Origin of the sequence: Tabrizicola sp. M-4 (assembly GCF_051132405.1) — a bacterium.
Classification (GTDB): domain Bacteria; phylum Pseudomonadota; class Alphaproteobacteria; order Rhodobacterales; family Rhodobacteraceae; genus Paragemmobacter.
In genome coordinates this window covers 3,790,768-3,815,396 of record NZ_CP128606.1, presented here as the reverse complement: position 1 = coordinate 3,815,396, position 24,629 = coordinate 3,790,768, and the positions used below count along the sequence as shown (strand labels likewise).

Genomic DNA, 24,629 nt, shown 5'->3' with positions numbered 1-24,629 from the left:
GCACCGTCGGCAAGGACGCGTTCATCGGACCTCATCGTCCGCGTCGCCCGCCCGGAACACGCGACAGGAATTCTGGGGGGCGACGTGCGATCCATGCAAGGAACCGCTCCATCCGGAGGTCGCCACGTATGGCTTCGGGCGTGTTGAACTGCCGCGCAAGCTCCGCTTCGGAAAAGCGGGCATGAATCTCCTTGTGGCAGATATGGTGGATCAGGACCGTTGGTCCGCCCTTGCCACCCTTCAGCTTCGGGATCAGGTGATGCAGGCTTTGCGGCACATCCGGCGGGATGGGGCGCAGGCAGATCGGGCAGGTCGGGTTCATGTTGTCCTTTCCGGGCTTTCCCGGCAGAGGATGGCGGAATGCGGGGCTCCGGCAAGATGGATGCGGCAAGATGGATGCTTTGGTGATCGGCGCGGGGCCAGCCGGCCTCATGGCTGCGGAAGAATTGGCGGCAGCCGGGCGGCAGGTCGTCATCTGCGAGGCAAAGCCCTCGGCCGGTCGCAAGTTTCTCATGGCCGGGAAATCGGGGCTTAACGTCACCAAGGATGAGGGCAGCGCGGCGTTCCTCGCGGCTTATGGCGCAGCCTGGCTTGAACCCATCCTGCGCGACTTCGGTCCGGATCAGGTAAAGGCATGGTGCCGCGCCTTGGGACAGGACGTCTTTACCGGGTCATCGGGACGCGTCTTTCCCGTGGCGATGAAGGCTTCCCCCCTCCTGCGAGCATGGCTTTCGCGCCTTGGATCGGCAGGGGTGGAGTTGCGGCTGCGCTGGCGTTGGATGGGGTTTCAGGGCGACGGCTGGCAGTTCGACACGCCGCAGGGCGCAAGGGTCCTGCATCCCCGCGTGGTGGTGCTGGCGCTAGGCGGGGCAAGCTGGCCTCGGCTCGGTTCGGATGCGGCATGGGTGCCATGGCTGCGTGACAAGGGGGTGGAGATCGCCCCGTTTCTTCCGGCCAACATGGGCTTTGGCGTCGATTGGTCGCCGCACATGTCGCGACATTTCGGGCAACCGGTGAAGGGCGCAATGCTGTTGGCAGACGACCTGCGTGAACGTGGGGAATTCGTGATCTCTTCCCGCGGGATCGAGGGGGGTGGCGTCTATGCCGTTTCGGCCCCTGTGCGTGACGGCGCTGCGCTGGCTGTCGATTTCCTGCCCGATGTCGACGGTGCTGCGATCGCCGCGCGACTGGCACGGATGAAACCGGGCGAAACGCTCGCGAACCGCCTTCGCAAACTTGGCCTTTCGCCCGCGGCGGTGGCCCTGATCATGGAATTCGGGCGCGGGATTGATCCGGGCCGGGCCGTCAAGGCCTTGCCGTTGCGCCTGACAGGCCCCCGGCCAATCGCCGAGGCTATCTCTTCCGCCGGTGGCGCAACGCAGGCCGCGCTCACCGAGAGTCTGGAACTGCGCGCTCTGCCCGGCGTTTTCGCCTGTGGCGAGATGCTGGACTGGGAGGCACCGACAGGCGGTTACCTGCTGACCGGGTGTTGGGCAACCGGGCGCTGGGCAGGCAGGGCAGCGGCAAGATGAACCGTGGTCTTCGTCCCGGCCAAAATACCCTCCGGGGGTGAATTGGCCGTCAGGCCAAGAGGGGGCGGAACGCCCCCCTGAACAGCGGAGCCGGACGCGCGGCACGCGCGGGAGGCGACAGGAAAGGCTTGCGCGGGGCATCCCTGCCCCGCGCTCTACCGGATCAGCCGTGCTTGATCATCACATGCCGGACGACCGTATAATCCTCCAGCGCATAGGCCGACATGTCCTTGCCATAGCCGGACTGTTTCAACCCGCCATGCGGCATCTCATTGGTCAGCATGAAATGCGTGTTGATCCAGGTGCAGCCATAGCGCAGCCGTGCCGCCGTCGCCATGGCGCGGCCCACGTCCTTGGTCCAGACCGAGGAAGCGAGGCCGTAATCGCTGTCATTGGCCCATTGCACCGCCGTATCCACGTCGGAGAAGGGGGTGATCGACACAACGGGGCCGAAGACCTCGCGGCGGACGATCTCATCCTCCTGCTTGGCACCTGCGATGACGGTGGGGCGGTAGTAGAAACCCTGATCCATCACCTCGCCGCCCGTGGTGATCTCGATATGGTTCACCTCACGCGCGCGGTTGACGAAGGAGGCCACCCGGTCGCGCTGGCGCAAGGAAATCAGGGGGCCGATCTCGTTGGTGCTGTCATCCTCGTTCCCCAGCGCGATGGTGGAAACGGCAGAGGTAAGGTCGGCCACCAGACGGTCATAGACCTTCTTTCCGGCATAGATGCGGCAGGCGGCAGTGCAGTCTTGTCCCGCGTTGTAATAACCGAAGGCGCGCAGGCCATCGACGACCTCGGCCACGTCGGCATCGTCAAAGACGATGACGGGAGCCTTGCCGCCCAATTCCAGATGGGTGCGCTTCACCGTCTTGGCGGCGGCGTCGAGCATCTTCTTGCCCGTGGCCACGTCGCCGGTGAGGGAGATCATGTCGACCTGCGGGTGGTTGATCAGGTAGTTGCCGACGGTCTGCCCGCGTCCCGCGACGATGCTGACCACGCCTTCGGGCAGTTCCTCGGCCAGTATCCTCGCCATCTTCAGCGCGGTCAGCGGGGTCTGTTCCGACGGCTTGAAGACCACCGTATTGCCGCCGCCGATGGCGGGGCCGAGTTTCCATGCCATCATCATCAGCGGATAGTTCCACGGAGCGATGGAGGCGACGACGCCGATCGGGTCGCGGCGAATCATGGAGGTGTGGCCGGCGAGGTATTCGCCCGCAACCGCCCCGTGCTGGCAGCGCACAGCCCCGGCGAAGAAACGGTAGCAGTCGACGATGGCGGGGATTTCGTCATTCCGTGCCGCGTTGATGGGTTTGCCGCAGTTCAGCGCCTCGAGCGCGGCGAAGGCGTCGGCTTCGGCCTCTACGCGATCCGCGATGCGGAGGAGGGCTGCGGCGCGTTCGGCGGGGGTGGTGCGCGACCATGTCTCGAAGGCCTTGCGGGCGGCGGCCACGGCACGGTCCACCTGCGCGGTCGAAGCCTCCGGCACCTCGAGGATCAGGCCACCAGTGCGGGGGTTCAGGATCTGTTCCCGCGCCTCTTGCCCGGCCTCGAAGGCGGAGCCGATCAGAAGCTGGGTGTCGATGGTCATCAGTGCGCTGTCCATTTGGACCTCCCTTTGGTCATTTGCCCGATCCGGCGGTGTCAGACCCGCCGCGGGTGAGGTAATAGGCGATGAGGATGGGGACGAAGGTGGCGAGGAACACCACGATGGCCACCACGTTGGTGACGGGCCGCTGGCGCGGGCGGACGAGTTCCTGAAGCATCCAGATGGGCAGGGTGCTTTGCTGGCCCGCGGTGAAGGTGGTGACGATGACTTCGTCGAAGCTCAGGGCGAAGGCGAGCATCCCGCCCGCCAGAAGCGCGGTGCCGAGGTTGGGCAGCAGGACATAGCGGAAGGTCTGGAAGCTGTTGGCGCCGAGGTCGGCTGACGCTTCGAGAATGCCGCCGGACAGGCGGCGGAAGCGGGCTACGGCGTTGTTGTAGACGATCACGATGCAGAAGGTCGCGTGGCCTAGGATGATGGTCCATGTCGAGAAGGGTATGTCCATGATCGAGAAGGCTGACCGCAGGGACATCCCCGTGATGACGCCCGGCAGGGCGATGGGCAGGATGATCAGGAGGCTGATCTGTTCGCGCCCGAAGAAATTCGTCCTCGCCATCGCGGCGGAAACGAGCGTGCCTAGGATCATGGCGATGAAGGTGGCGATGGTGGCCACCCAGAGCGAGAGGTAGAGGGGCGGCCAAATATCTTCGCGGTTCCAGGCCACGCCGAACCATTGGGTGGTCAGGCCGGGGGGCGGGAATTCGTAGGACTTGTCCTCGGTCGTGAAGGCGTAGAGGAAGATGAGGAGGATGGGGAGGTGGAGGAACAGCAGCCCCCCGACGGCGGCGATCTTCAATCCCCATGAGGCGCGATCAGAGTGCATCGAAGGCCCCCTTCCGCTTGGCGATCATCAGGTAGATGACCATGATGACGATGGGGACCACGGCAAAGGCTGCGGCCAGCGGGATGTTCCCGGCGGTGCCCTGCAACTGATAGACGGCCAACCCGATGAATCGGGCCGAGGTGCCGACGATCTGCGGGATGATGTAATCGCCCATCGTCAGCGAGAAGGTGAAGATCGAACCCGCGATCACCCCCGGCATGGCGAGCGGAAGGATCACCGTGCGGAAGGTCTGCGCCCGCGAGGCGCCAAGGTCGGCAGAGGCCTCCAACATCGATGTCGGCACACGTTCGAGTGACGCCTGCATTGGCAGGATCATGTAGGGCAGCCAGACATAGACGAAGACGATGAAGGTGCCGAGCAGGCTGGTGGAGAGGCTGTTCCCGCCGATTCCGGGGATGGCGAGGATGGCGTTCAGGATCATCGACAGGCCGACGCCTTCGGCAGCCCATGTGATGATGCCTTCCTTGGCGAGGATCAGTTTCCAGGCGTAGACCTTCACCAGATAGGACGACCAAAGGGGCAGCATGACACCGAGGTAGAAGATGGCCTTCCATTTCCCCCGCGCAAAACGGGCGGCGTAATAGGCGATGGGAAAGGCGATCAGCGCGCAGCCGATGGTGACGGCGGCGGACATCAGAAGGGTACGGATGATGATGTCGAGGTTCTGGGCGCGGAAGAGTTCGGCATAGGTCTTGAGGGTGAATTCCTGCTTCACCAGACCCGAGAATTCGTCGATCGAATAGAAGGATTGCAGCAGAAGTGCTGCCAGCGAGCCGAGATAGACAACGCCCAGCCAAAGGAGCGGCGGCGTCAGCAAGACGGCCAGCAGCACGCGCGGATGCCGCCAGAAAAGGGCGGTCAGCCTGTCGGCAAGCCCGCGTTCGGGCAGGATGGCGGGGGTGGGGGAGGTCATCCCTCGCCCTCCATCACATGCAGCGCGGCGGGATCGAAGGCGAGGCCGACGGTCGCCCCCGGTTCCGGCACGGGCTGGCCGGCGGGCAGGAGGGCCGCGACTTCGGTGCCGTTCAGCGCGACGGTGACGCGGGAGCCCGCGCCGAGGTATCGCAGGCCAGTGACGGTGCCCGCCAGCGCCACGCCATCGGCGGCGGTGACGCGCAGCATTTCCGGACGGAGTGAGGCCCATTTCGGCGGGCCACCGAAGGCGCGGGTAACCTCGGGCGGCAGGACGTTCGAGGACCCCACGAAATCCGCCACGAAACGGGTGCGGGGACGGGCATAGACATCGGCGGGCGTGCCGATCTGGGCGATCTTGCCTTCGTTGAAAACGGCAAGGCTGTCGGCCATCGAAAGCGCCTCGCCCTGGTCATGCGTCACGAAGACGAAGGTGATGCCAAGGCGGGATTGCAGGGCCTTCAACTCATCCTGCATCGCTTCGCGGAGTTTGAGATCCAGCGCGCCAAGGGGTTCGTCCAGCAGCAAGACCTTGGGTTCATTGACCAAAGCGCGGGCGAGCGCCACGCGCTGACGCTGGCCGCCCGAAAGCTGGGCGGGTTTGCGGTCGCCGTAGCCTTCGAGTTTCACCAGCGCCAGCATCTCTTCGGCGCGGCTGTCACGGGTGCGGCGGTCGACGCCCTTCACCATCAGGCCATAGCCCACGTTGTCGCGCACGTTCATGTGCGGGAAGAGCGCGTAATCCTGAAAGACGGTGTTCACGTTGCGCCGGTTCGGGGGGATGTCGCCCACGTCCTGCCCGAAGATGCGGATCGTGCCACCGGTGGGTTTCTCGAACCCGGAAATCAGGCGCAGGCAGGTGGTCTTGCCGGACCCGGAGGGGCCGAGCATGGCGAAGAACGACCCTTCCGCGATTGTCAGATCGACGCCGTCGACGGCCTTCACCGGGGCGTGGGTGGGGCCGAAGTGGCGGGAAACGCGCGAGAATTCGACGGCGGCGGTCATGGAGGGGAGGGCTCCGACAGGCAAAAGGAAAGGAGGGGTGCGCGCAGGAGGCGCGCACCCGAATACGCGATGGGAGGGTGACTTAGCGGCCGCCGATCACGCCGATATAGTCGGACACCCAGCGGTAGTAGGGCACGCAGGTATCTTCTCCCTGCGAGCAATCGGCAACCGGCGTGGTCCAGAAACGGATGCGTTCGAAATCATCCATCCCGTTGGTGGTGCAGCCCTCGGCGGTCTGCATCCCACGCCCGTCGGTGCAGGCGGCGGGAACCGACGGGTTCGCGCCGAACCAGACCGAAAGGTCGGATTGCAGGTTCGAGGAAAGCTGGTGTTCGAACCACATATAGGCGCAGTTGGGGTTCTCGCTGTCCACATGCAGCATGGTGGTATCGGCCCAGCCCGTCGCGCCCTCTTGCGGGATGGTGGAGGCGACGGGGGCGCCGCCGGCTTTCAGCAGGTTCACCTGGAACGGCCAGGAGCCGGAGGCGACCACACCTTCATTCTTGAAGTCGTCGATCTGGATGAAGGCGTCGTGCCAGTAGCGGCTGACCAGTTCACGCTGCCCGCGCAGCAGGTCAAGCGCGGCCTTGTACTGATCCTCGTTCAACTCGTAGGGCGAGGTGATGCCCAGTTCCGGCTTGTGGAACATCAGGTATTGCGCGGCATCGGCGATGTGGATCGGACCGTCATAGGCCTGCACGCGGCCCTTGTTCGATTGGCCGTCGGAGAGATTTTGTTCTTCGAAAACAACGTTCCACGAGGTCGGCGGTTCCTTGAACACCTCAGTGTTGTACATCAGGACGTTCGGGCCCCACATGTAGGGCACACCGAAATGCTTGCCGTCAACGGTGTGCCACGGCGCATCCTGCAGGCGCGGGTCGATGGTGGACCACGAAGGGATGAGCGCGGTATTCACTTCTTGCACCCGCCCCCCGGCGATCAGGCGCAGCGAGGCGTCGCCCGAGGCGGTGACGAGGTCGAAACCGCCTTCGTTCATCAGGGCGACCATCTCGTCCGAGGTGTTCGCTGTCTTCACGCTGACCTTGCAACCGCTTGATTCTTCGAACTTCGTCACCCAGTCGAAGGCCGGATCGGTTTCGCCGCGCTCGACATAGCCCGCCCATGCGACGATGGAGAGCTGGCCTTCGCCGGGGCCGACCTCCGTCATCTGGGCAAGGGCCGGGCTGAGGCCGGTGATCAGCGCCAGCGCGGTCGTGGCGGCGAGTTTCAGGCTGCGTGTGGTCATGCTGGATATCTCCCGTTGGTGGCGCCGCATGGCGCGGGGTGCCGGTATTCCGGTCATGGGGTTGCACGGTAGGCGCGCGCGGGAGTTTCGCAATATCAAAACGCTGATGGGTGAATTCGGTTTTTCCGATGGGTCAGGGTCGATCCGGGCCGTACCGGAAGCCGTGCCGGAAACTGTGCCGCAAACTGTACATACGCAGCGAACGGTGATCCGCCCCTCGACGCAACGCCCCTGCCCCGGCGCGGAGAGGCGTCAGCGGTTCGGCACGTTGCTTTGCGCCGAGCGGATGAAGTTCAGCGCGGGAGGCGAGAGCGGGGCCCCGCGGCGCCATGCGAGGCCGACCTGCACCGTGGGCAGATCGCCCGAGACGTCGCGGATTTCGATCCGGTCGCCTTCCAGCGACCACGGGCGATAGACGAGGCTGGGCAGGATGGCGAGCCCTGCCCCGGTGGCCACCAGCGAGCGGACCGCCTCCACGCTTCGCGTGCGGAAGGCGATCTCGGGCTTTACGGGGAGAGCGGCGGTGAGGCGACGGGTGCTTTCCTCGATCTCGTCCACCATCAACTGGATCAAGGGTTGGCCTGCGAGTTCTTCCAGAGCGATGGCCTCTTGCTGGGCCAGTGCATGGCCGAGGGGGAGCCAGAGCCGGTAGGGAGAGACGAGCAGGGTTTCCACATGCAGCGCCATGCGGTCCTTGACCGAGGAGGTGAGGAGGACGGCGACGTCCAACTCGCCCCCGATCAGGAGGTGCTGGAGGTAGTCGCCATTGTCCTCGATCACGTTCAACTCTACCTGCGGGAAGGCGCGGCGGAAGCGCGAGAGGATGTCGGAGAGCACATAGCCCGCCACCAGCGAGGTGACGCCCAGCGACAGGCGGCCCGTGGCGGTTTCCGCCTCGTCCCGGAAGGCGGTGCGGGCGGTGGCGACATCGGCGAGGATCTGGCGCGCATGGCGCAAGAAGGCGCTGCCCTTGTGGGTGATGAGAAGTCCGCGCGCCTGACGGTCGAAGAGGATGACGCCCAGATCATCCTCCAGCGCGCGGATCGCCTCGGTCACGGAGGATTGCGAGATCGACAGCGCCCGTGCGGCGCCGGAAACGCTGCCCGCCTCGGCGGCGGCGACGAAGAACTGGAGTTGGCGGAGGGTGAAGGCCATGCGTTTCGCCTTTTGCGGGAGGAGGCCGGGGGTTTCACACCCCCGGACCCCCGTGGGGTATTTGGGCCAAGACGAAGGGCAGGAGGGCGGGGCGGTGACGGTCGATCAGCGCGGCATAGGCGGCGAGGCGGTCGGGGGTGAAATGATGCGCCCCTGCCAGCAGGTTGACGGTGCCGGGAACGGTGCCGTCTGCGGCGATGATGGGCAGGTTTGCGGCGGAGCCGAGCCCCATGGAGGTGATCAGGGCATGATCGAAGAAGAGGTCGGCAAAGGCTGCGGGCGTATTGGCGACGAAGGGCTGCGCGCGGGTGATGCAGAGGTCATACCATGCATCGCGCAGCAGCGGTTTCGTGCCATGGGTGGGGTATTCCACCGGATGCGAGGTATAGGCGCGGCGAAACAGGCCGTTCGTCAGGTCATGCGCGGTGATCGTGAAGAGGCGCGTGCCGAGGGCGGCGCAATCGTGGTGCAGGGCGGCGACGGCAGGGGACATGGGCGCCATAACGCCACGGGCGGGGCGCGCTGTCCAGCACCCTGCCCAAGGCTTGGCCGCCGCAGGGGCCGCGCGGAGTTCAGGACATGATGAGGCCGCCATCCACGTTGATCGTCTGGCCCGTGATATAAGCCGCATCCCCGGAGGCGAGGAAGGCCACGAGGGCCGCGACCTCGGCCGGGGTGCCGGCGCGGCCCATCGGAATGCCTTCGACCCATTCCGCCATCAATTCGCCCGGCCCATAATCGCCCAGCATGCTGCCCCAGACCCGATCGTTGTAATCCCACATCTCGGTATGGATGATGCCGGGGCAGATCGCGTTGGCGGTGATCCCCTCGCGGGCGAGTTCCTTGGCGAGGCTTTGGGTAAGGCCGACCACGCCGAATTTCGACGCGGCGTAATGCGGGGTGTAGATGAAGCCCTGCCGGGCCTGCCCTGAGGCGGTGTTGATCAGGCGGCCGCGCGTTCCGCTGGCGCGGAAGCGGCGGATCGCCTCTTGGCAGCAGAGGAAGACGCCCTTGGTGTTGACGTCGAGGTTGAAGTCCCATTCGCGTTCGGTGAGGTCTTCCACCTTTGCGATGGTGATGACGCCCGCATTCTGGACGGAGACGGAAAGCGGCCCAAGCCTTGCCTCGGCCTCGGCATAGGCGGCCTTGACCGCGGCGATGTCGGTGACGTCGAGGATGAGGCCCAGCACCTCGGCCCCGGTTTCGGCGGCGATGGCGCGGGCGGCATCGGGCGTGTCGGCATCGATGGCGGCGATGGCCACCTTTGCGCCCTCTTGCGCGAAGCGGGTGGCGATGCCGCGTCCGATGCCCTTGTTTCCGCCCGTGACCATGACCGTCTGACCGGCAAAGCGTTTCATGTCGTCTCCTTCGATGGACCCGGTGGCGGGTCTGGTGTCATGCGGTCAGCCGCGCCGCGGTGAATTTGTCCGTCACGAGGATGTCGATGATCCCGAGCCTGAGCGCCCCGGCGATGGCCTCGGTCTTGGAGGCGCCGCCGGCGAGGGCCATGACGCGGCGGGCCTTGCGCAGGTGATCCATGGTGACGCCGATGACGCGTTCGTTCAGCGGCGTATCCACGGGTTTGCCGTCCTTGTCGTAGAAGCGGAAGGAAATCTCGCCGACCGCGCCCGCCTCGTGCAGGAGGGCCATTTCGTGGCGGGAGAAGGTATTGCCCGACCGCGCGAGCAGTTCCGACGGTTCGACCGCGCCGATGCCGACGATGGCAAGGCTGATGCGGTCGAAGAGATCCATCGTGTCGCGGACGACCGAGTCGGCCAGCATGACGAGTTTCGCCTCGCGCGAGGAGGTGATGCCCTGCACCAGCAGGAGCCGCGCCTCGGCCCCGGTCAGGCGTGCGAGGCGGGAGATCAGTTCGGTGGCATGGGTCTGGACGGCGGAATCGCCCATGCCGCCGAGGATCTGGACCACGTGCCGTGCCTTGACGGCGCGGAAGGGGTGGATGTTGTCCACCATCCGGAGGATCGTCTGACTCCAGCTTGAGACGCCGATGATCTCATCGGGTTGCAGCGTGACCTCGAGGAAATGCGCCGCCGCCTCGCCGATGCGGGCCATGATGGCACCGTCGCGGTCTTCGGAGCAGTCGATGACGATCGCCTCGGTCAGGCCGAAGCGCTGGCGGAGCGAGGTTTCGAGTTCGGCGAAGGTGCCGGGCGGGGGGATGACGGTGGTGCGGACGATGTTTTCCTGTTCGGCACGCTTGAGCATGCGCGAGACTGTCGCCTGGGACATGTGCAGTTGGGCGGCGATCTCGGCCTGACGCTTGCCTTCGGAGTGGTACATCTGCGCCACCCGGGCGATCAGCCGCAACTCGTTCACTCTTCCCATGGGACCCCCGGCGTGAATTTTTATTCACCCATAAATCACGGCGTTTCCAAGGTCGAGCGCCGGATTGCGTCGCGCCAGACGGCGAGGCGGGCGGCGGCGTCGCCGGAAACGGGGCGGATCTCGGTGCCGGGGCGGGGCAGGGCCGCGATCTGGTCGAGCCCGGCCCAGAGGCCGAGCGAGAGGCCGGCGAGATAGGCGGCGCCGATGGCGGAGGCCTCGGGTGTGTCGCATTGGATCAGCGGGTGATCGAGCGTGTCGGAGACGCATTGCATGAGGAAGCGGTTCCGGCTGGGCCCGCCGTCGGCGAAGAGGCGGCCGAGCGGTGCGGGGGATTGGGCCGACATGACGGCAAAGACATCATGCACCTGGAAGGCCATGGAATCGGTCACGGCGCGGGCCATCTGGGCGCGGGTGGTGTTGAAGGTGATGCCACAGAAGAGCGCGCGGGCATCGGCCTGCCAATGCGGCGCGCCAAGGCCGACGAAGGCGGGCACGAAGCCCGGCCCCCCCGGTTCCGCCGTGGCGGCGAGGTCGGTGAGGGCCTGCACATCGGGCAGGCCGAGCATGTCCACCATCCAGGGCAGGGCGGAGGCGGAGACGAGGATGTTTCCCTCGAAGGCATAGGTCGGGCGGCTGTCGATCGACCAGGCGATGGTGGTGGTGATGCCGTCCCTTGGGGCGATGAATTCGGGCAGGGTGGCCATGATCGACGAGCCGGTGCCGAAGGTCACCTTGCCGTCGCCCGGTTGGAAGGCCCCATGACCGAAGAGGGCGGCATGGCTGTCGCCGATGGCGGAGGCGACGGGGGTGCCGTCGGGCAGGCCCGCCACGCCGCGCGTGACGCCGAAATGGGCCGCGCTGTCGCGCACCTGCGGCAGGCAGTCGCGCGGCACGCCGAAGAGCGCGCAGAGCTCATCGCTCCAGTCCCGGCGGTTGAGGTCGAAGAGTTGGCTGCGGGCGGCGTTCGAGGCATCGCAGGCATGGACCGCGCCGCCGGTGAGGCAGTGGATGAGCCATGAATCGATGGTCCCAAGGCGCACCCTGTGCCCCGGCGGGATGCGGTCGAGCAGCCATTTCATCTTGGGGCCGGGAAACATCGGATCGATGGGAAGCCCGGTCAATTCCTGCACGCGCGGGGCATGGCCCGCGGCGACCAGCGCGGTGCAGACCGGCGAGGTGCGGCGGCATTGCCAGCTTACCACGGGGCCGAGCGGGGCGCCGGTCTCGGCGTCCCATGCCGTCACAGATTCGCGCTGGTTCGAGATGGCCACGCCCGCGACCTGCACCTTGGGGCCGTTGGCGAGGCATTGCGTGATGGCCTCCTGCACCGAGGCCCAGATGCGCAGCGTGTCCTGTTCGACCCAGCCGGGCTGCGGATGGTCGATGCCGACGGCGGCGGAGCCCCGAGACAGGACCGCGCCTTCGGCCGAAACCAGCACGGCCTTGGAATTCGTGGTGCCCTGATCGATGGCGATGATGGCGCGGGTCATGGCAACTCCGGGAGGGAGGTTAGGAGGGGCGCGGCCACGGGAGGGAGGCCGCGCCCCGGCTGGCCGCGGCCCTTTCAGGCGCGGCCGGGTTTGCGGGCGATCAGCGTGCGCGCGGCATCGGCCACGGCGGCCGGGGACATCCCGAATTCATCCAGCAGGAATTCCGCCGATCCGGTGGGCGCGAAGATGCCGGGAACGCCAAGCACCTTCATCGGAGCAGGAGCCTCGGCCACGACGACCTCGGCGATGGCAGAGCCGAGACCGCCAAAGGTGGAATGTTCCTCGGCGGTCAGGATCGCGCCGGTATCGCGGACGGCGGCGACGACGGCATCGACGTCGATGGGCCGGACCGTCGCCATGTTCAGAACGCGCGCCTCGATCCCCTGCGCGGCGAGGATGTCGGCGGCCTTCATCATGCGGTGCGTCAGGGTTCCGTTGGCGATCAGCGTGACCGCATCGCCGTCCCGCAGGAGATTGGCCTTGCCCAGTTCGAAGACATGCCCCTCGGGAAGGAGATCCGGCACGCCCACGCGCGAGAGGCGCAGGAAGACGGGGCCGGGATGGCGAGCGGCCCATTCCACGGCGGCGGCTGTCTCGATCGAATCGCAGGGCGCGATAACGGGGAGGTTCGGCAGGACCCGCGTCCAGGCGAAATCCTCGATGGAATGGTGGGTGGGGCCGAGTTCGCCATAGGCCATGCCAGAGGAGATGCCGACCAGTTTCACATTGGCATTGGAATAGGCGATGTCGGCCTTGACCTGTTCCAGCGAGCGCCCCGTGAGGAAGCAGGACGCGCCGCAGACGAAGGGCAGCAGCCCGCCATTCGCCAGACCGGCCCCCACGCCGACCATGTTCTGTTCGGCGATGCCCACATTCACGAGGCGTTCGGGAAAGCGCGACTTGAATCCGCCGAGTTTCGACGATCCGACAGAGTCGTTGCAGACGGCGACCACTTTCGGATTGTCGGCGCCAAGGCGTTCCAGCACCGCCACGAAGGCATCGCGGCAGTCGTGCAGTTTGGCGGGGGTGGTGACGGCGTTCATCACAGGGTCTCCGAAAGTTCAGCGCGCGCGATCTGGAATTGCTCGGCATTCGGCACGCGGTGGTGCCAGTCCACCCGGTCCTGCATGAACGAGATGCCGTGCCCCTTGTTGGTATGGGCGACGATGCAATGGGGCCGCCCCGTGCGCTTTTCGAGGGCGGGGACGATCTCGGCCATGGCATTGCCGTTGATTTCGGTCACGTCCCAGCCGAAGGCGGCGAGTTTCGGCGCGAAGGGGGCGAGGTCGTTGGTATCCTTCAGGGCCGCGCCCTGCTGGAAGCGGTTGTGGTCGATGATGAGGGTCAGGTTGTCGAGGCCGAACTGGGCGGCGGCGCTGATGGCCTCCCAGTTGGAGCCCTCCTGCATCTCGCCGTCGCCGGTGAGGACGAAGGTGCGGTATCCCGCACCAAGGAGCTTGGCCGCCTTTGCCATACCCACGGCGACCGGCAGGCCATGGCCCAGCGGCCCGGTATTCGTTTCCACCCCCGGCACCTTGTTGCAGTTCGGATGCCCGTTCAGGCGCGAATGCGGTTTCAGGAAGGTGTGGATTTCCTCTTCGGGGATGAAGCCGCGTTTGGCCAGCGTGACATAGAGGGCAAGCGCGACATGCCCCTTGGACAGGACGAATCGATCCCGGTCGGGGTGTTTCGGCTGATCCGGCCAGACCCGCAGCACCCGGAAATAAAGGGCGGTCAGGATGTCGATGGCGGACATCTCGCCGCCGATATGGCCGGCGCCAGCCTCATGGACGGCCTCCAGATCACGCAGGCGGATCTGTTGGGCGATGCGCTCGAGATCGTTCGGCTGCATGGGGCTCCCCGTGTGAATAAATATACAGCATGTAATATAGTTGCCAGCATAGGGGCCATGTCAAGAGTGAAAGGGGGTGTGGCGGCATGTGTCGACACAAAGAAGATGATTGACAGCCATTCTGCCGATACGCTACGCATTATCAACCGACTGTGAATATTTATGCTGTTGGTGCATGTGGAGGGGCTGCAGGGAGGGCGGGCGCCATGACGACAGAAACGCAGGGGCGGACCGACACGGGCGGCATCCGGTTCTTGGGGTCGCTGAGGGGTGCCACCGGGCCGCTGATCGGCCTGATCCTGCTGTGCCTGTTCCTGACCTTCTGGACCGATACCTTCTTTTCCGTCCGGAACTTCCTCAACATCCTCGACCAGATCACGGTTCTGGGGATCATGGCGGTCGGCATGACCTTTGTCATCCTGATCGGCGGGATCGATCTGGCCGTCGGGTCGGTGATGGCCCTGACGATGATGGTGATGGGCTATCTGCATGTCGAGGCGGGGCTGTCGATGGGGATCGCGATTCCCGCCGCGCTGGGCGTGGCCGCGCTGAACGGGCTGGTGGCGGGCATACTGATCACACGGTTCAACGTGCCGGCCTTCATCGCGACGCTGGCCATGATGTCGATCGCGCGCGGCCTTGCCAGCATGATCACGAACGGGCAGCAGATCATCGGTTTTCCGTCCTGGTTCAACCTTTCGGCCATCGTGCGCTATGGCGGGTTCCTGACGCTGACGGTTGCGCTGATGCTGATCGTGTTCGTGCTGGCCATCCTCTATCAGCGGTATCGCTATGGCGGACGCGCGCTTTATGCCATCGGCGGCAATCCGGAGGTGGCGCGTCTGGCCGGGATCAATGTCACGCTGATGACCATCATGGTCTATGTGGTGTGCAGCGTGCTTGCGGGGCTTTCGGGGGTTGTCCTCGGGGCGCGGCTCGACTCGGTGCAGCCGTCCTCGGGCGTGGGCTATGAGCTGGATGCGATTGCGGCGGTGGTGATCGGGGGGACCTCGCTTTCGGGCGGGACCGGGGGCATCGGCGGCACCATCATCGGCGTCCTGATCATCGGGGTGCTGCGCAACGGGCTCAACCTGCTCAGCGTGTCGCCCTTCATGCAGCAGGTGATCATCGGGCTGGTGATCGTGCTGGCGGTGACGGCGGAGACCTTCCGCAAGCGCAGGTGACGGAATTCTCCGGGCGGCGGGGTCGCGGCCCGGGATGGAAGACGACGGCCGATGACGGACGTCGAACAGGGAGGGGCCTGCCGCCAACCGGACGCCCCAATTTCATGTCGGAGGAGAGAAACATGAAACTCAAGAAGGTGCTGATGGCCGCGACTGCATGTGCGGCTCTGTTGTCGCCCGTCGGGGCATCGGCGGAAGGCGTTTCGAAGATCGGTCTCGCGGTGCCGAACCTGCAGGCGGACTTCTTCAACCAGATCAAGCTGGGCGTCGAGAACTATGCCAAGGAGAAGGGCATCGAGGTGATCGTCGTCGATGCCAAGAACGACACCGCCACGCAGGTCAGCCAGGTGCAGGACCTGATGACGCAGGGCATCGACGCCTTCATCTACATCCCGGCCGGTGCCGCCGCCGCCGCCGTGCCGACCCGCCTTGCGCGCGAGGCCGGCATCCCGGTGATCAACGTAGACCGCTTTCCGGAAGGCGAGCCGGGCGATACCTTCATCGGCGGCGAGGGTGTGAATTCGTCCTACCAGGTGTGCAGCGAGATCATCAAGCGCGCCGGGGGCAGCGGCAAGATGGTCATCATCCACGGCCAGAAGGGCACCACGCCCGAGATCGACCGCACCGCGGGCTGCATGAAGGCGATCGAGGAGAATGCGGGCGTCGAACTGGTGGATCAGCAGTGGACCGAGCGCTGGTCGGCCGACGAGGGCTTTGCCATCACCCAGAACATGCTGACGGCGAATCCGGACATCACCATGATCTTCGGTCAGGCCGACGGCATCGCGATGGGCGCCGCCAAGGCGGTGGACGTGGCCAACCTGTCCGACAAGGTGGTGATCGGCGGCTATGACGGCGACATGTCCGCGCTGGAATATCTGGCGAAATGCGAAGGGCCCTTCGTCGTGACGGCGACCCAGAGCACCCGTCGCATGGGCGTTCTGGCCGTCGACTCGGCCATTGCCGTCGCCTCCGGTCAGGAAGTTCCGGAAAGCCAGGTCTCCGAGGCCGTGCTGACCACCTGCGACAACGCCGCCGAATTCGTGGCCAACCACCCGTAATCTGCGGAAAGGCAGCAGCGCCATGACCACGTCGACACCGATCCTGTCCCTTCGCGGCATCCGGAAATCCTACGGGTCCATCGAGGTTCTGCACGGTGTCGATCTGGATATCCATCCGGGGCAGGTTGTGGCGCTGCTGGGCGAGAACGGTGCCGGTAAATCGACATTGTCGAATGTCATTTCCGGCACCGTGCAGCCCTCTTCGGGCGAAATGACATGGCTTGGGGCGGCCTACGCCCCTGCCACGCCGCGCGAGGCGATGGATGCGGGCGTGGGCATGATCCATCAGGAACTCAAGCTGCTGCCGCAACTTTCGATCGCCGAGAATGTCTTTGTCGGCCGCTACCTGATGAAGGGGGGCCGGATCGACCGCAAGGCGATGGAGGAACGGGCGCAATCCGGCCTGAAGCGGTTGGGTCTTGATATCCCGCCGTCGCGAATCGTCGAGGGGCTGTCGACGGCCAACCAGCAATTGATCGAGATCGCCAAGGCGCTGACGCTGAATGCGCGGCTGCTGATCCTTGACGAACCGACCGCCGCCCTTGGCGGCGAGGAGACGCAGCTTCTGTTCCGGCAGATCGAGCGTCTGAAATCCGAAGGGGTGGGGATCATCTACATCTCGCACCGTCTGGAGGAGATCCGCCAGATCGCCGACCGGATCGTCGTGATGCGGGACGGCGCGAAGGTGCAGGAATTCGACCGGGGCGATGTGCCGGTGCGGACCATCGTCGAGGCGATGGTCGGTCGGTCGCTGGAACGGATGTTCCCGGCCATTCCCGCGCCGTCGGACGAGGTGATGCTGGAGGTGACGGGGTTGTCGTCGCCCGAGGACAGGTTCCGCGATGTCAGTTTCTCGGTCCGCAAGGGCGAGGTTTTCGGGATCGCGGGCCTGATGGGGGCCGGCCGGACGGAGCTTGTCCGTGCGCTGACGGGTGCCGACCCCATCCTGAAGGGCAGCGTCCGGCTGGACGGGAAGGACATCACCCCGCGGTCCCCGCGCGATTCCATCCGGAACGGGATGGTTCTGGTGCCCGAGGACCGCAAGCTGCAGGGCGTGGTGCTTGACCATTCCATCGCCGAGAACATCGGTTATGCCAATCTGGACGATCTGACCAGAACGGGCTGGATCACCAATCGCAAGCTCTTCTCCTTTGCCGACGGGTTCATCCGCAGGTTCGGGGTGAAGGGGCAGGCCGCGCAGAATGCGGGCGAGTTGTCCGGGGGCAACCAGCAGAAGGTGGTGCTGGCGAAATGGCTGGCCCGCAAGCCGCGTGTCGTAGTTCTGGACGAACCGACGCGGGGGATCGATGTCGGCGCGCGGTCGTCGATCTATGAGCTGATCATGGATCTGGCCCGGGACGGAGTTTCTGTCATCGTCGTCAGTTCCGATCTGGAGGAGGTGCTTGGCGTCTCGAACCGGATCATGGTCATGGCGCAGGGCAGGCAGGCCGGGATACTGGATCGCAAGGACGCGAATGACGTGTCCGTGATGGAACTCGCAACGCTTTGAACGAAGAAAGTGCAGACATGTCCGGCATCACTCTGAATGCTCCGAAGTTGTTCGACCTTGGTGGGGAGGTGGCCCTTGTCACGGGCGCAGGCAGCGGGATCGGCCAGCGGATTGCCATCGGCCTTGCGCAATGCGGGGCGGATGTGGCCTTGCTGGACCGCCGCACCGATGGCGGCCTTGCCGATACGGCGGCGGCCATCGCCGCGGCGGGGCGGCGCAGCATCCAGATCGCGGCGGATGTCACCTCGGGCGAGGCGCTGAATGCCGCCGTCACGCGCACCGAGGCGGAGTTGGGGCCGCTGACGCTTGCCGTGAACGCGGCGGGCATCGCGAATGCCAATCCCGCCGAAGAGATGGAGGAAAGCCAGTTCCAGACGATGATGGACATCAACCTGAAGGGCGTCTTCCTGTCCTGTCAGGCGGAGTCGCGGGCGATGCTGCGCAACGGGCGCGGGTCCATCGTGAACATCGCCTCGATGTCCGGCGTCATCGTGAACCGCGGGCTGATGCAGTGCCATTACAACGCCTCGAAGGCGGGTGTGATCCATATGTCGAAGTCGATGGCGATGGAATGGGTCGGGCGCGGCATCCGGGTCAACACGATCAGCCCCGGCTATACGGCCACCCCGATGAACACGCGGCCCGAGATGGTTCACCAGACGAAGCTGTTCGAGGAACAGACCCCGATGCAGCGGATGGCGACGGTGGATGAGATGGTGGGGCCGGCGGTGTTCCTGCTGTCGAATGCCGCAAGCTTCGTGACCGGGGTAGACCTTCTGGTCGATGGCGGTTTCTGCTGCTGGTAGGGCGGGATTGCCCGCAACCGCGGGCATGGCCCTAGCCTTCGCGCAGCCGGGCCGAGAGCAGGGCGACCATGTCGGACCTTGTGACAAGGCCCAGAAGCCGCGCGCCATCGGTGATGGGCACGGCCTGCTGGCCGCCATCGGCAAGCAAGGTCATCAGGTCTGCCATGTTTGCCGAAGGGGGCAGGGTGGGGACATCCGCCGCAAGATCGGCGGCGGTGAGGGCAGGGTCGGTCCGGCCCAGAAGCGCGGCCTGATCGACGATGCCGTGGTAGAGGCCCGATTCGAGGACGGGCAGCGTCTTGAACCTGTGGCGGCGGAAGCTTTCGGCCATGGTGGCGAGGTCGTCCCCGGCATCGAGGGTTTGCAGGTCGCGCGACATCACATCCGTGGCGACGAGGTCGCCCAGATGATGGGCGGCGGCCTCTGTCTCGGCGGCGGTGAGGACGCGGGCGAGATCCTCCACCCCGATGTTCGGGGCCATGCGCAGGCGATCCAGCAGATCGGCCAGTTCCTGTGCGGTCAGGCCGAGGCGGCGGCTGGCAGGGGGTTCGGTCGTGGGGGCCACGGGCTGGCGGAAGGGGTAGTGGCGGCCCGTGGCGCGGTTCCATATGACGCCGGCCAGAACCAGGGCGACGGACCCGGCACCGACGGGCAGCAGGGCGAAGGAGAGGCCGGGGAAGCCGGGGCCTGAGGCGGCAAGGACGGTCGCAAGGGCCACCGCCCCGGCGGGCGGGTGGAAGGCGCGTGCCGCCGCCATGGCGAGAATGGCCAGCAGGACGGCCACCGGCGCGGCGATGAGGGGCGCGATGAGGATGTCGACGGTCGCGATGGCCACCAGCGCGGAAAGCGTGTTGCCGATCACGACCGACCAGGGCTGTGCGAGCGGGCTGTTGGGAACGGCGAAGACGAGGAAGGCCGATGCGCCGAAGGGCGCGACGAGCAGCATCTGCCCCACCTCGGCGCCGGGGGTCACCATCCAGAGCAGGGCATCGCAGGCCAGAAGGCCAAGGCCCGCGCCAAGGGCGGCGCGCAGCGCCTCGCGCAGGTGGGGCGCGGGCATGGCGGGACCGAAGGGGCGGAAGGGGTTCATCGGGTGCGACCTATGCGGGGTGGGGCAAAGGTGGCGCATGGGGCCTGCCCGCGATAGCGCGGGTCGGACCTTCGGCCTGCCGTATGCGACCTAGCCACGGGTCCAGGCGAGTTTCAGGAGCGCGCGTTCCATCACCGCCATGGCGGGCGCGCGGGAGGCGGAGCGCAGGGTGAGGTCGGTTTCCACCAGATGGGCGATGGCATCTTCGAGTTTCTTCTGCGACCAGTGGTTGGCCTGCCGGATCATCGCGTCGCGGGCCTTGTAGTTGATGCCCCGCATCCGACCGAGGGCAGAGGCCGCGCCGCCCGGTTCGCTTACGGCGGCGTGGAGGGCGCGGAAATGGCGCATCGCGGCGATGCAGAGACCCACGGGCTGCGTTCCCTGCGCCTCCAGCCGGCGGAGGAGGGGGCCGATCGCTTCGGGTTTGCGGTCGGCGACGGCGGCGATGAGGTCATCCACCTCTGTCTCGACCGTGGCGGGGGCGAGGGCGGCGATCTCGGCCGGGGTCAGGGGCGTGCTGTCGCCGTGTTTGTAGAGGGCGATCTTTTCCAGCGTCTGGCGGAAATCGCCGGGGTCGAGCGTGCGGGCCAGCGCGGTGAGGTCGGTCATCGCCTCGCGGTCGATGGCGGTGAGGCCGGCTTTGCGGAGCGCGTCCTCGATTTCCTCGCGGGTGGGCGGGTCGTCGTAGAGGCCGATGCAGATGGCGGAGGGGTGTTTTTCGAACAGCGTCTTCAGCGCGGATTTGGCGGTGAGGCTGCCTGCGGTGACGATGATGGTGGCATCGCCCGCGCGCCAGTCCTGCAGGGCGTTGGACAGGGTGGGGGCGAGGCTGTCGGTCGCGTCTTCGACGAAGGCCACGCGGGGGCCGGGGAAGAAGCCCTGCGCCTTGATCGCGTCGGAGAGGAGGGCCGCGTCCTTGCGCAGGTCGGCGGCGGGGATGCGGGTCAGGCGCATTTCCGATTCGCCCTGCGGGCCGATGAGGGCGGCGATGACGTCCTGCCGTTTGATCGCCACGCGCATGGGATCGGCCCCGAAGATCAGGAGGGCGGGCTTGCCCGGATCGGGGCGGGCGAAATAGCGCGCGGCCTCGGCCCCTTTCAGGATCATGGGGAAAGCTTGGGCGCGGCGGCGAGGAGGCGGGTCATCACCTGATCGGCCAGCATCACGGCGAGGCGGCGCGCGGCGTCATCCTCGGCCGCGAGGCCCGAGACGGTGGTGCCGGTGGCCGACCATGAGGTGAAGGCGCTGACCGTGCCGCCCGCGACGCGGGTATTGGTGGCGCGGTCCGTCAGCGTCCAGTCGGCGGTGCCGCGCAGGGTGTAGCGGGTGGTTTCGTTCGCCGCCGTGATCCCGCCCGACTGGCGGGTGGCGTTGATCGTATAGGCAAGGTCATAGGCCGGGGCCTCGCCCCGCCCGAGGCGCGATTCGAGCCGGGCGGTGAAGTCGAAATCCTGCCGTGTCGTGGGGGCCTGCACGGCGACGCGCCCGCGCAGGCGGCCCGCCCCGCCCTCTGGCCCGTAGGCGGGGGTGAAGCCGCAGGCGGCAAGGGGCAGGGCGGCAAGGCCCAGAAGGAAGAGGCGGCGGTCAGACGACGACATTGATGATACGCCCCGGCACGACGATGATCTTCTTCACCGGTTGACCGGCGAGGAACTTGACCACAGCTTCGTCTGCGAGGGCGATCTTTTCAACCTCGGTTGCGGGCATATCCTTCGGAACGGTGATTTCCGCCCGCCGTTTGCCGTTGATCTGGATGGGAAGCGTCACCTCATCCTCGACCAGCAGGGCCGGGTCGGTCTTGGGCCAAGGGGCGAGGGTGACGAGGCCCGCGCCGCCCAGCATCGACCAGACCTCCTCGGCCAGATGCGGGGTCATGGGCTGCATGAGCTGCGCCATGACGCGCATCGCGTCACGCTTCGCCTGCGCGCCGGCCTGCGAGCGCTGCACGGTGTTGGTGAATTCGTAGAGTTTCGCGATGGCCTTGTTGAAGGCGAATCCCTCGATACCCTTCGTCACCTCGTCGATGGCCTTTGCGGTGGCGCGGGCGAGGGCGGTATCCTCTGTCGCGTTGGCGGGGGTATCGGCCTTGGCGATTTCATCCGCGATGCGCCAGACGCGGGAGAGGTGCTTGAAGGCGGCCTCGGCCCCTGATGCCGTCCATTCCACGTCGCGTTCGGGCGGGCTGTCGGACATCACGAACCAGCGGGCGGTATCGGCACCGAACTGGGCGATGATGTTCATCGGGTCCACGACGTTCTTCTTGGATTTCGACATCTTGGCCGAGGGGATGATCTCCACCGCCGTGCCGTCCTTCAGCGTCGCGCCCGCGTCGGAGCGGATCACGTCCTCCGGCAAGTGATAGACCGGGCGGCCATTGGCATCGCGCGTCAGGTAGATCTCGTGCGTCACCATCCCTTGGGTGAAGAGCGCGTTGAACGGCTCCACCGCCTTCGCGGGCAGGTGATGGGTCTTGGCCATCGCGCGGGCGAAGAAGCGGGAATAGAGGAGGTGCAGGATCGCATGCTCGATCCCGCCGATGTACTGGTCGACGTTCATCCAATAATCGGCATCCTCTGCCACGGTCGGCGTGCTGGCGCGCGGCGCGGTGAAGCGGGCGTAGTACCAGGACGAATCGACGAAGGTGTCCATCGTGTCCGTCTCGCGCCGGGCCTTGGCGCCGCATTTCGGGCAGGTGCAATCGCGCCATGTCGGGTGGCGGTCCAGCGGGTTGCCGGGGACGTCGAAGGTGACGTCATCGGGCAGCTTGACGGGCAGGTTGGCCTTGGATTCCGGCACGACGCCGCAAGTGGCGCAATGGACGACGGGGATGGGGCAGCCCCAATAGCGCTGGCGGCTGATGCCCCAGTCGCGCAGGCGGAATTTCGTGACGCCCTTGCCGTAGCCGTTTGTTTCGGCGTGGGAAATGGCGGCGGCGATGGCCTCTTCGCCCGTCTGGGTGGTGGCCCCCGCGAAACCGCGCACATAGGTGACGCGCTCGGATTTCATCGGGACGAAGGCTTCGGTCAGGGGGGCGTCCTGTTCCCCTTCGGCCACGAAGACGGCCTTGATCGGCAGGCCGTATTTCGTGGCGAAGTCGAAGTCGCGCTGGTCATGGGCGGGGCAGCCGAAGATGGCCCCGGTGCCGTAATCCATCAGGATGAAGTTGGCGATCCAGACGGGCAGTTCCCATGACGGGTCGAGCGGGTGTTTCACCCGGATGCCGGTGTCGTAGCCGATCTTTTCCGCCGTCTCGATTTCCTCGGCGGAGGTGCCGCCCTTGCGGCATTCGGCGACGAAGGCCGCGACCTTGGGGTCATGCTCCAGCGCCTTGGCCAAGGGGTGATCGGCGGAGATGGCGGCGAAGCTTGCGCCCATCAAGGTGTCGGGGCGGGTGGTGTAGACCTCCAGCCTGTCGAAGCCGGACGGTGCGCCGACGGTTTCAAAGGCGAATTGCAGCCCGCGCGACTTGCCGATCCAGTTGGCCTGCATCAGCCGCACCTTTTCGGGCCAGTTCGTCAGCCCGTCCAGCGCGTTCAGCAGGTCTTCGGAATAGTCGGAGATCTTGAAGAACCACTGCGTCAGTTCGCGCCGTTCGACCGCCGCGCCGGAGCGCCAGCCCTTGCCGTCGATCACCTGTTCGTTGGCGAGGACCGTCATGTCGACCGGGTCCCAGTTCACCACGGCATTCTTGCGGTAGACGAGGCCCGCCTCCAGCATGTCGATGAACATGGCCTGCTGCTGGCCGTAATATTCCGGATCACAGGTTGCGAATTCGCGGCTCCAGTCGATCGACAGGCCCAGCGGCTTCATCTGCGCGCGCATGTCGGCGATGTTGCCGTAGGTCCAATCCTTGGGGTGCCCGCCGCGTTCCATCGCGGCGTTTTCGGCGGGCATGCCGAAGGCGTCCCAGCCCATGGGGTGCAGGACGGAATACCCCGCCGCCGCCTTCTGCCGCGCCACCACATCGCCCATCGTGTAGTTGCGCACGTGTCCCATGTGGATGCGCCCCGACGGATAGGGGAACATCTCCAGCACGTAATATTTGGGCTTTGCCGGGTCGCGCCGCGCGAGGAAGGCATTTGCCGCCTCCCATGCGTCCTGCCAATTCTTTTCGATCGTGGCGGGTTCGTAGCGCGACATCATCTGTCCCCAAGCGTTCCATTCGCGCGCCGTTATACAAGGCGCGCGGGGAAGGTCCAGCCGGGGAAGGCGGTGGGTTAGAGCTTGCTGTCCTGAATCCGCAGCTGGCGGGCGCGGGTGAGGATCGCATCCTCGACCGCGCGGACGGTGCCGGGATCGACCGCGCCGCCGCCGCGCGATTGCAGCGCCACCTTCAGGCTGCGCGCGTCAAGCGCCGGGTCCTGCACATAGATCGTCGCGCGATAGGCGCGGCCGCCGCCGGGGGGGGTGCCATAGCCCGTGACGATGACGCCGGTGAAGGGGTCGACCGATTCGATGGGCAGGAAGTTCAGCACGTCCTGCGCGGCGACCCAGAGATACTTGTTCACCTCGACCGTCGTGTTGGGGTCGTCGGCGTTGCTGAACAGGTCCCAGATGGTGGAGCGGCGTTCGTTGCCACCCTGCGCGCGTTCCAGCGCGGCGCGCTGCGCCTCGGCCCGTTCGCGGCGTTCGGCCTGCTGTTCCGAGGGGATGGAGGGTTCGGCATTGCGGCGGAAGAGGCCGCTGTCGCCGCTGGCGATCCCCGACCCGCAGGCGGAGAGAGAGGTCAGAACGCCGCCGATCAGCGCGATTTTTGCCAAGCGATGCAGGTTCATCCGTGCCCCCGTTGCCCTTTGGTCCGTTGTCTAGCCCAGCCTTTCCGGCGTGCCAAGGCTTTTCCCCCTGCGCGCGCCCGCCTGGGCGAGGGGAGACCGGCGCGCGCGGGAAAGAATTTAGCCGAATGGCGGGTTTGGCGGGCGTGGGGAGGGGTGGGGGAATGTGACTGTGGCAAGACTGCACCACGAAAAAGGGCATTAACCTTTGCTAA

At 66.2% G+C, this 24,629-nt stretch carries 23 protein-coding genes; 5 read left to right on the top strand and 18 right to left on the bottom strand.

Annotated features, from left to right (window positions below):
• Positions 1 to 31: 31 nt before the first annotated feature.
• A complete protein-coding gene (locus TabM4_RS18665; RefSeq protein ID WP_434615904.1) occupies positions 32 to 322 on the bottom strand; it encodes an HNH endonuclease in 291 nt (96 codons plus the stop codon).
• A gap of 70 nt (positions 323 to 392) precedes the next feature.
• Here TabM4_RS18665 and TabM4_RS18660 point away from each other — a divergent pair, with 70 nt between their 5' ends.
• Entirely contained in the window at positions 393 to 1,532 is a 1,140-nt protein-coding gene (locus tag TabM4_RS18660) for a TIGR03862 family flavoprotein (RefSeq protein WP_434615902.1), read from the top strand.
• A 163-nt stretch (positions 1,533 to 1,695) separates the two neighbouring features.
• Here the strand turns inward: TabM4_RS18660 and TabM4_RS18655 are convergent, their stop codons facing one another.
• From TabM4_RS18655 to TabM4_RS18600, 12 genes are all read right to left on the bottom strand, one after another.
• On the bottom strand, positions 1,696 to 3,120 hold the full coding sequence (locus TabM4_RS18655) for a gamma-aminobutyraldehyde dehydrogenase (RefSeq protein WP_434622173.1): 1,425 nt from the start codon (positions 3,118 to 3,120) through the stop codon (positions 1,696 to 1,698).
• A gap of 37 nt (positions 3,121 to 3,157) precedes the next feature.
• Complete coding sequence (locus tag TabM4_RS18650) at positions 3,158 to 3,964, bottom strand: ABC transporter permease (protein WP_434615899.1); 807 nt, start codon at positions 3,962 to 3,964, stop codon at positions 3,158 to 3,160.
• Positions 3,954 to 4,898, bottom strand: a complete 945-nt coding sequence (locus TabM4_RS18645; RefSeq protein WP_434615896.1) for an ABC transporter permease — start codon at positions 4,896 to 4,898, stop codon at positions 3,954 to 3,956. The genes TabM4_RS18650 and TabM4_RS18645 overlap by 11 nt, the downstream gene beginning before the upstream one ends.
• On the bottom strand, positions 4,895 to 5,902 hold the full coding sequence (locus TabM4_RS18640) for an ABC transporter ATP-binding protein (RefSeq protein ID WP_434615894.1): 1,008 nt from the start codon (positions 5,900 to 5,902) through the stop codon (positions 4,895 to 4,897). The genes TabM4_RS18645 and TabM4_RS18640 overlap by 4 nt, the downstream gene beginning before the upstream one ends.
• 82 nt (positions 5,903 to 5,984) lie before the next feature.
• Positions 5,985 to 7,148, bottom strand: coding sequence for an ABC transporter substrate-binding protein (locus tag TabM4_RS18635; RefSeq protein ID WP_434615891.1), 1,164 nt, complete (start codon positions 7,146 to 7,148; stop codon positions 5,985 to 5,987).
• A gap of 252 nt (positions 7,149 to 7,400) precedes the next feature.
• Complete coding sequence (locus TabM4_RS18630) at positions 7,401 to 8,303, bottom strand: LysR substrate-binding domain-containing protein (protein WP_434615888.1); 903 nt, start codon at positions 8,301 to 8,303, stop codon at positions 7,401 to 7,403.
• A gap of 34 nt (positions 8,304 to 8,337) precedes the next feature.
• Positions 8,338 to 8,796, bottom strand: a complete 459-nt coding sequence (locus TabM4_RS18625; RefSeq protein WP_434615885.1) for a GAF domain-containing protein — start codon at positions 8,794 to 8,796, stop codon at positions 8,338 to 8,340.
• A gap of 79 nt (positions 8,797 to 8,875) precedes the next feature.
• Positions 8,876 to 9,661 carry an SDR family oxidoreductase gene (locus tag TabM4_RS18620; RefSeq protein WP_434615882.1) on the bottom strand — a complete coding sequence of 262 codons (786 nt, stop codon included), beginning with the start codon at positions 9,659 to 9,661 and terminating at the stop codon, positions 8,876 to 8,878.
• A 37-nt stretch (positions 9,662 to 9,698) separates the two neighbouring features.
• Positions 9,699 to 10,649, bottom strand: a complete 951-nt coding sequence (locus TabM4_RS18615) for a sugar-binding transcriptional regulator (RefSeq protein ID WP_434615879.1) — start codon at positions 10,647 to 10,649, stop codon at positions 9,699 to 9,701.
• 35 nt (positions 10,650 to 10,684) lie between these two features.
• The gene (locus TabM4_RS18610) at positions 10,685 to 12,139 is read right to left on the bottom strand and encodes an FGGY family carbohydrate kinase (protein ID WP_434615876.1); all 1,455 of its coding nucleotides are present in this window, start codon (positions 12,137 to 12,139) and stop codon (positions 10,685 to 10,687) included.
• A gap of 74 nt (positions 12,140 to 12,213) precedes the next feature.
• A complete protein-coding gene (locus tag TabM4_RS18605) occupies positions 12,214 to 13,182 on the bottom strand; it encodes a transketolase family protein (RefSeq protein ID WP_434615873.1) in 969 nt (322 codons plus the stop codon).
• Entirely contained in the window at positions 13,182 to 13,991 is an 810-nt protein-coding gene (locus tag TabM4_RS18600; protein ID WP_434615870.1) for a transketolase, read from the bottom strand. Before TabM4_RS18600 ends, TabM4_RS18605 begins: the two co-directional genes overlap by 1 nt.
• A gap of 206 nt (positions 13,992 to 14,197) precedes the next feature.
• On the opposite strand from TabM4_RS18600, the gene TabM4_RS18595 reads away from it, so the two are divergent.
• The 4 genes from TabM4_RS18595 to TabM4_RS18580 all read left to right on the top strand — a co-directional run bounded on the left by TabM4_RS18595 (position 14,198) and on the right by TabM4_RS18580 (position 18,552).
• Positions 14,198 to 15,175, top strand: coding sequence for an ABC transporter permease (locus TabM4_RS18595; RefSeq protein WP_434615867.1), 978 nt, complete (start codon positions 14,198 to 14,200; stop codon positions 15,173 to 15,175).
• 122 nt (positions 15,176 to 15,297) lie between these two features.
• A complete protein-coding gene (locus tag TabM4_RS18590) occupies positions 15,298 to 16,236 on the top strand; it encodes a substrate-binding domain-containing protein (RefSeq protein ID WP_434615864.1) in 939 nt (312 codons plus the stop codon).
• A gap of 22 nt (positions 16,237 to 16,258) precedes the next feature.
• Positions 16,259 to 17,746 carry a sugar ABC transporter ATP-binding protein gene (locus tag TabM4_RS18585; protein ID WP_434615862.1) on the top strand — a complete coding sequence of 496 codons (1,488 nt, stop codon included), beginning with the start codon at positions 16,259 to 16,261 and terminating at the stop codon, positions 17,744 to 17,746.
• A 17-nt stretch (positions 17,747 to 17,763) separates the two neighbouring features.
• Entirely contained in the window at positions 17,764 to 18,552 is a 789-nt protein-coding gene (locus tag TabM4_RS18580; RefSeq protein WP_434615860.1) for an SDR family oxidoreductase, read from the top strand.
• Between the two features lie 31 nt (positions 18,553 to 18,583).
• Here the strand turns inward: TabM4_RS18580 and TabM4_RS18575 are convergent, their stop codons facing one another.
• From TabM4_RS18575 to TabM4_RS18555, 5 genes are all read right to left on the bottom strand, one after another.
• On the bottom strand, positions 18,584 to 19,642 hold the full coding sequence (locus TabM4_RS18575) for an HPP family protein (RefSeq protein ID WP_434615857.1): 1,059 nt from the start codon (positions 19,640 to 19,642) through the stop codon (positions 18,584 to 18,586).
• A 90-nt stretch (positions 19,643 to 19,732) separates the two neighbouring features.
• Entirely contained in the window at positions 19,733 to 20,749 is a 1,017-nt protein-coding gene (gene holA, locus TabM4_RS18570) for a DNA polymerase III subunit delta (RefSeq protein ID WP_434615854.1), read from the bottom strand.
• The gene (gene lptE, locus TabM4_RS18565) at positions 20,746 to 21,240 is read right to left on the bottom strand and encodes an LPS assembly lipoprotein LptE (RefSeq protein ID WP_434615852.1); all 495 of its coding nucleotides are present in this window, start codon (positions 21,238 to 21,240) and stop codon (positions 20,746 to 20,748) included. Before lptE ends, holA begins: the two co-directional genes overlap by 4 nt.
• Positions 21,227 to 23,782: a leucine--tRNA ligase gene (gene leuS / locus TabM4_RS18560; RefSeq protein WP_434622171.1), complete on the bottom strand. Its 2,556-nt coding sequence runs from the start codon at positions 23,780 to 23,782 to the stop codon at positions 21,227 to 21,229. The genes lptE and leuS overlap by 14 nt, the downstream gene beginning before the upstream one ends.
• Before the next feature lie 77 nt (positions 23,783 to 23,859).
• Positions 23,860 to 24,417: a DUF3576 domain-containing protein gene (locus TabM4_RS18555; RefSeq protein WP_434615849.1), complete on the bottom strand. Its 558-nt coding sequence runs from the start codon at positions 24,415 to 24,417 to the stop codon at positions 23,860 to 23,862.
• Positions 24,418 to 24,629 lie beyond the last annotated feature (212 nt).

Coding starts and splice junctions, on each gene's coding strand:
- TabM4_RS18665 (WP_434615904.1), bottom strand. CDS start 322: ATGAACCCGACCTGCCCGATCTGCCTGCGCCCCATCCCGCCGGATGTG.
- TabM4_RS18660 (WP_434615902.1), top strand. CDS start 393: ATGGATGCTTTGGTGATCGGCGCGGGGCCAGCCGGCCTCATGGCTGCG.
- TabM4_RS18650 (WP_434615899.1), bottom strand. CDS start 3,964: ATGCACTCTGATCGCGCCTCATGGGGATTGAAGATCGCCGCCGTCGGG.
- TabM4_RS18645 (WP_434615896.1), bottom strand. CDS start 4,898: ATGACCTCCCCCACCCCCGCCATCCTGCCCGAACGCGGGCTTGCCGAC.
- TabM4_RS18640 (WP_434615894.1), bottom strand. CDS start 5,902: ATGACCGCCGCCGTCGAATTCTCGCGCGTTTCCCGCCACTTCGGCCCC.
- TabM4_RS18635 (WP_434615891.1), bottom strand. CDS start 7,148: ATGACCACACGCAGCCTGAAACTCGCCGCCACGACCGCGCTGGCGCTG.
- TabM4_RS18630 (WP_434615888.1), bottom strand. CDS start 8,303: ATGGCCTTCACCCTCCGCCAACTCCAGTTCTTCGTCGCCGCCGCCGAG.
- TabM4_RS18625 (WP_434615885.1), bottom strand. CDS start 8,796: ATGTCCCCTGCCGTCGCCGCCCTGCACCACGATTGCGCCGCCCTCGGC.
- TabM4_RS18620 (WP_434615882.1), bottom strand. CDS start 9,661: ATGAAACGCTTTGCCGGTCAGACGGTCATGGTCACGGGCGGAAACAAG.
- TabM4_RS18615 (WP_434615879.1), bottom strand. CDS start 10,649: ATGGGAAGAGTGAACGAGTTGCGGCTGATCGCCCGGGTGGCGCAGATG.
- TabM4_RS18610 (WP_434615876.1), bottom strand. CDS start 12,139: ATGACCCGCGCCATCATCGCCATCGATCAGGGCACCACGAATTCCAAG.
- TabM4_RS18605 (WP_434615873.1), bottom strand. CDS start 13,182: ATGAACGCCGTCACCACCCCCGCCAAACTGCACGACTGCCGCGATGCC.
- TabM4_RS18600 (WP_434615870.1), bottom strand. CDS start 13,991: ATGCAGCCGAACGATCTCGAGCGCATCGCCCAACAGATCCGCCTGCGT.
- TabM4_RS18595 (WP_434615867.1), top strand. CDS start 14,198: ATGACGACAGAAACGCAGGGGCGGACCGACACGGGCGGCATCCGGTTC.
- TabM4_RS18590 (WP_434615864.1), top strand. CDS start 15,298: ATGAAACTCAAGAAGGTGCTGATGGCCGCGACTGCATGTGCGGCTCTG.
- TabM4_RS18585 (WP_434615862.1), top strand. CDS start 16,259: ATGACCACGTCGACACCGATCCTGTCCCTTCGCGGCATCCGGAAATCC.
- TabM4_RS18580 (WP_434615860.1), top strand. CDS start 17,764: ATGTCCGGCATCACTCTGAATGCTCCGAAGTTGTTCGACCTTGGTGGG.
- TabM4_RS18575 (WP_434615857.1), bottom strand. CDS start 19,642: ATGAACCCCTTCCGCCCCTTCGGTCCCGCCATGCCCGCGCCCCACCTG.
- holA (WP_434615854.1), bottom strand. CDS start 20,749: ATGATCCTGAAAGGGGCCGAGGCCGCGCGCTATTTCGCCCGCCCCGAT.
- lptE (WP_434615852.1), bottom strand. CDS start 21,240: ATGTCGTCGTCTGACCGCCGCCTCTTCCTTCTGGGCCTTGCCGCCCTG.
- leuS (WP_434622171.1), bottom strand. CDS start 23,782: ATGTCGCGCTACGAACCCGCCACGATCGAAAAGAATTGGCAGGACGCA.
- TabM4_RS18555 (WP_434615849.1), bottom strand. CDS start 24,417: ATGAACCTGCATCGCTTGGCAAAAATCGCGCTGATCGGCGGCGTTCTG.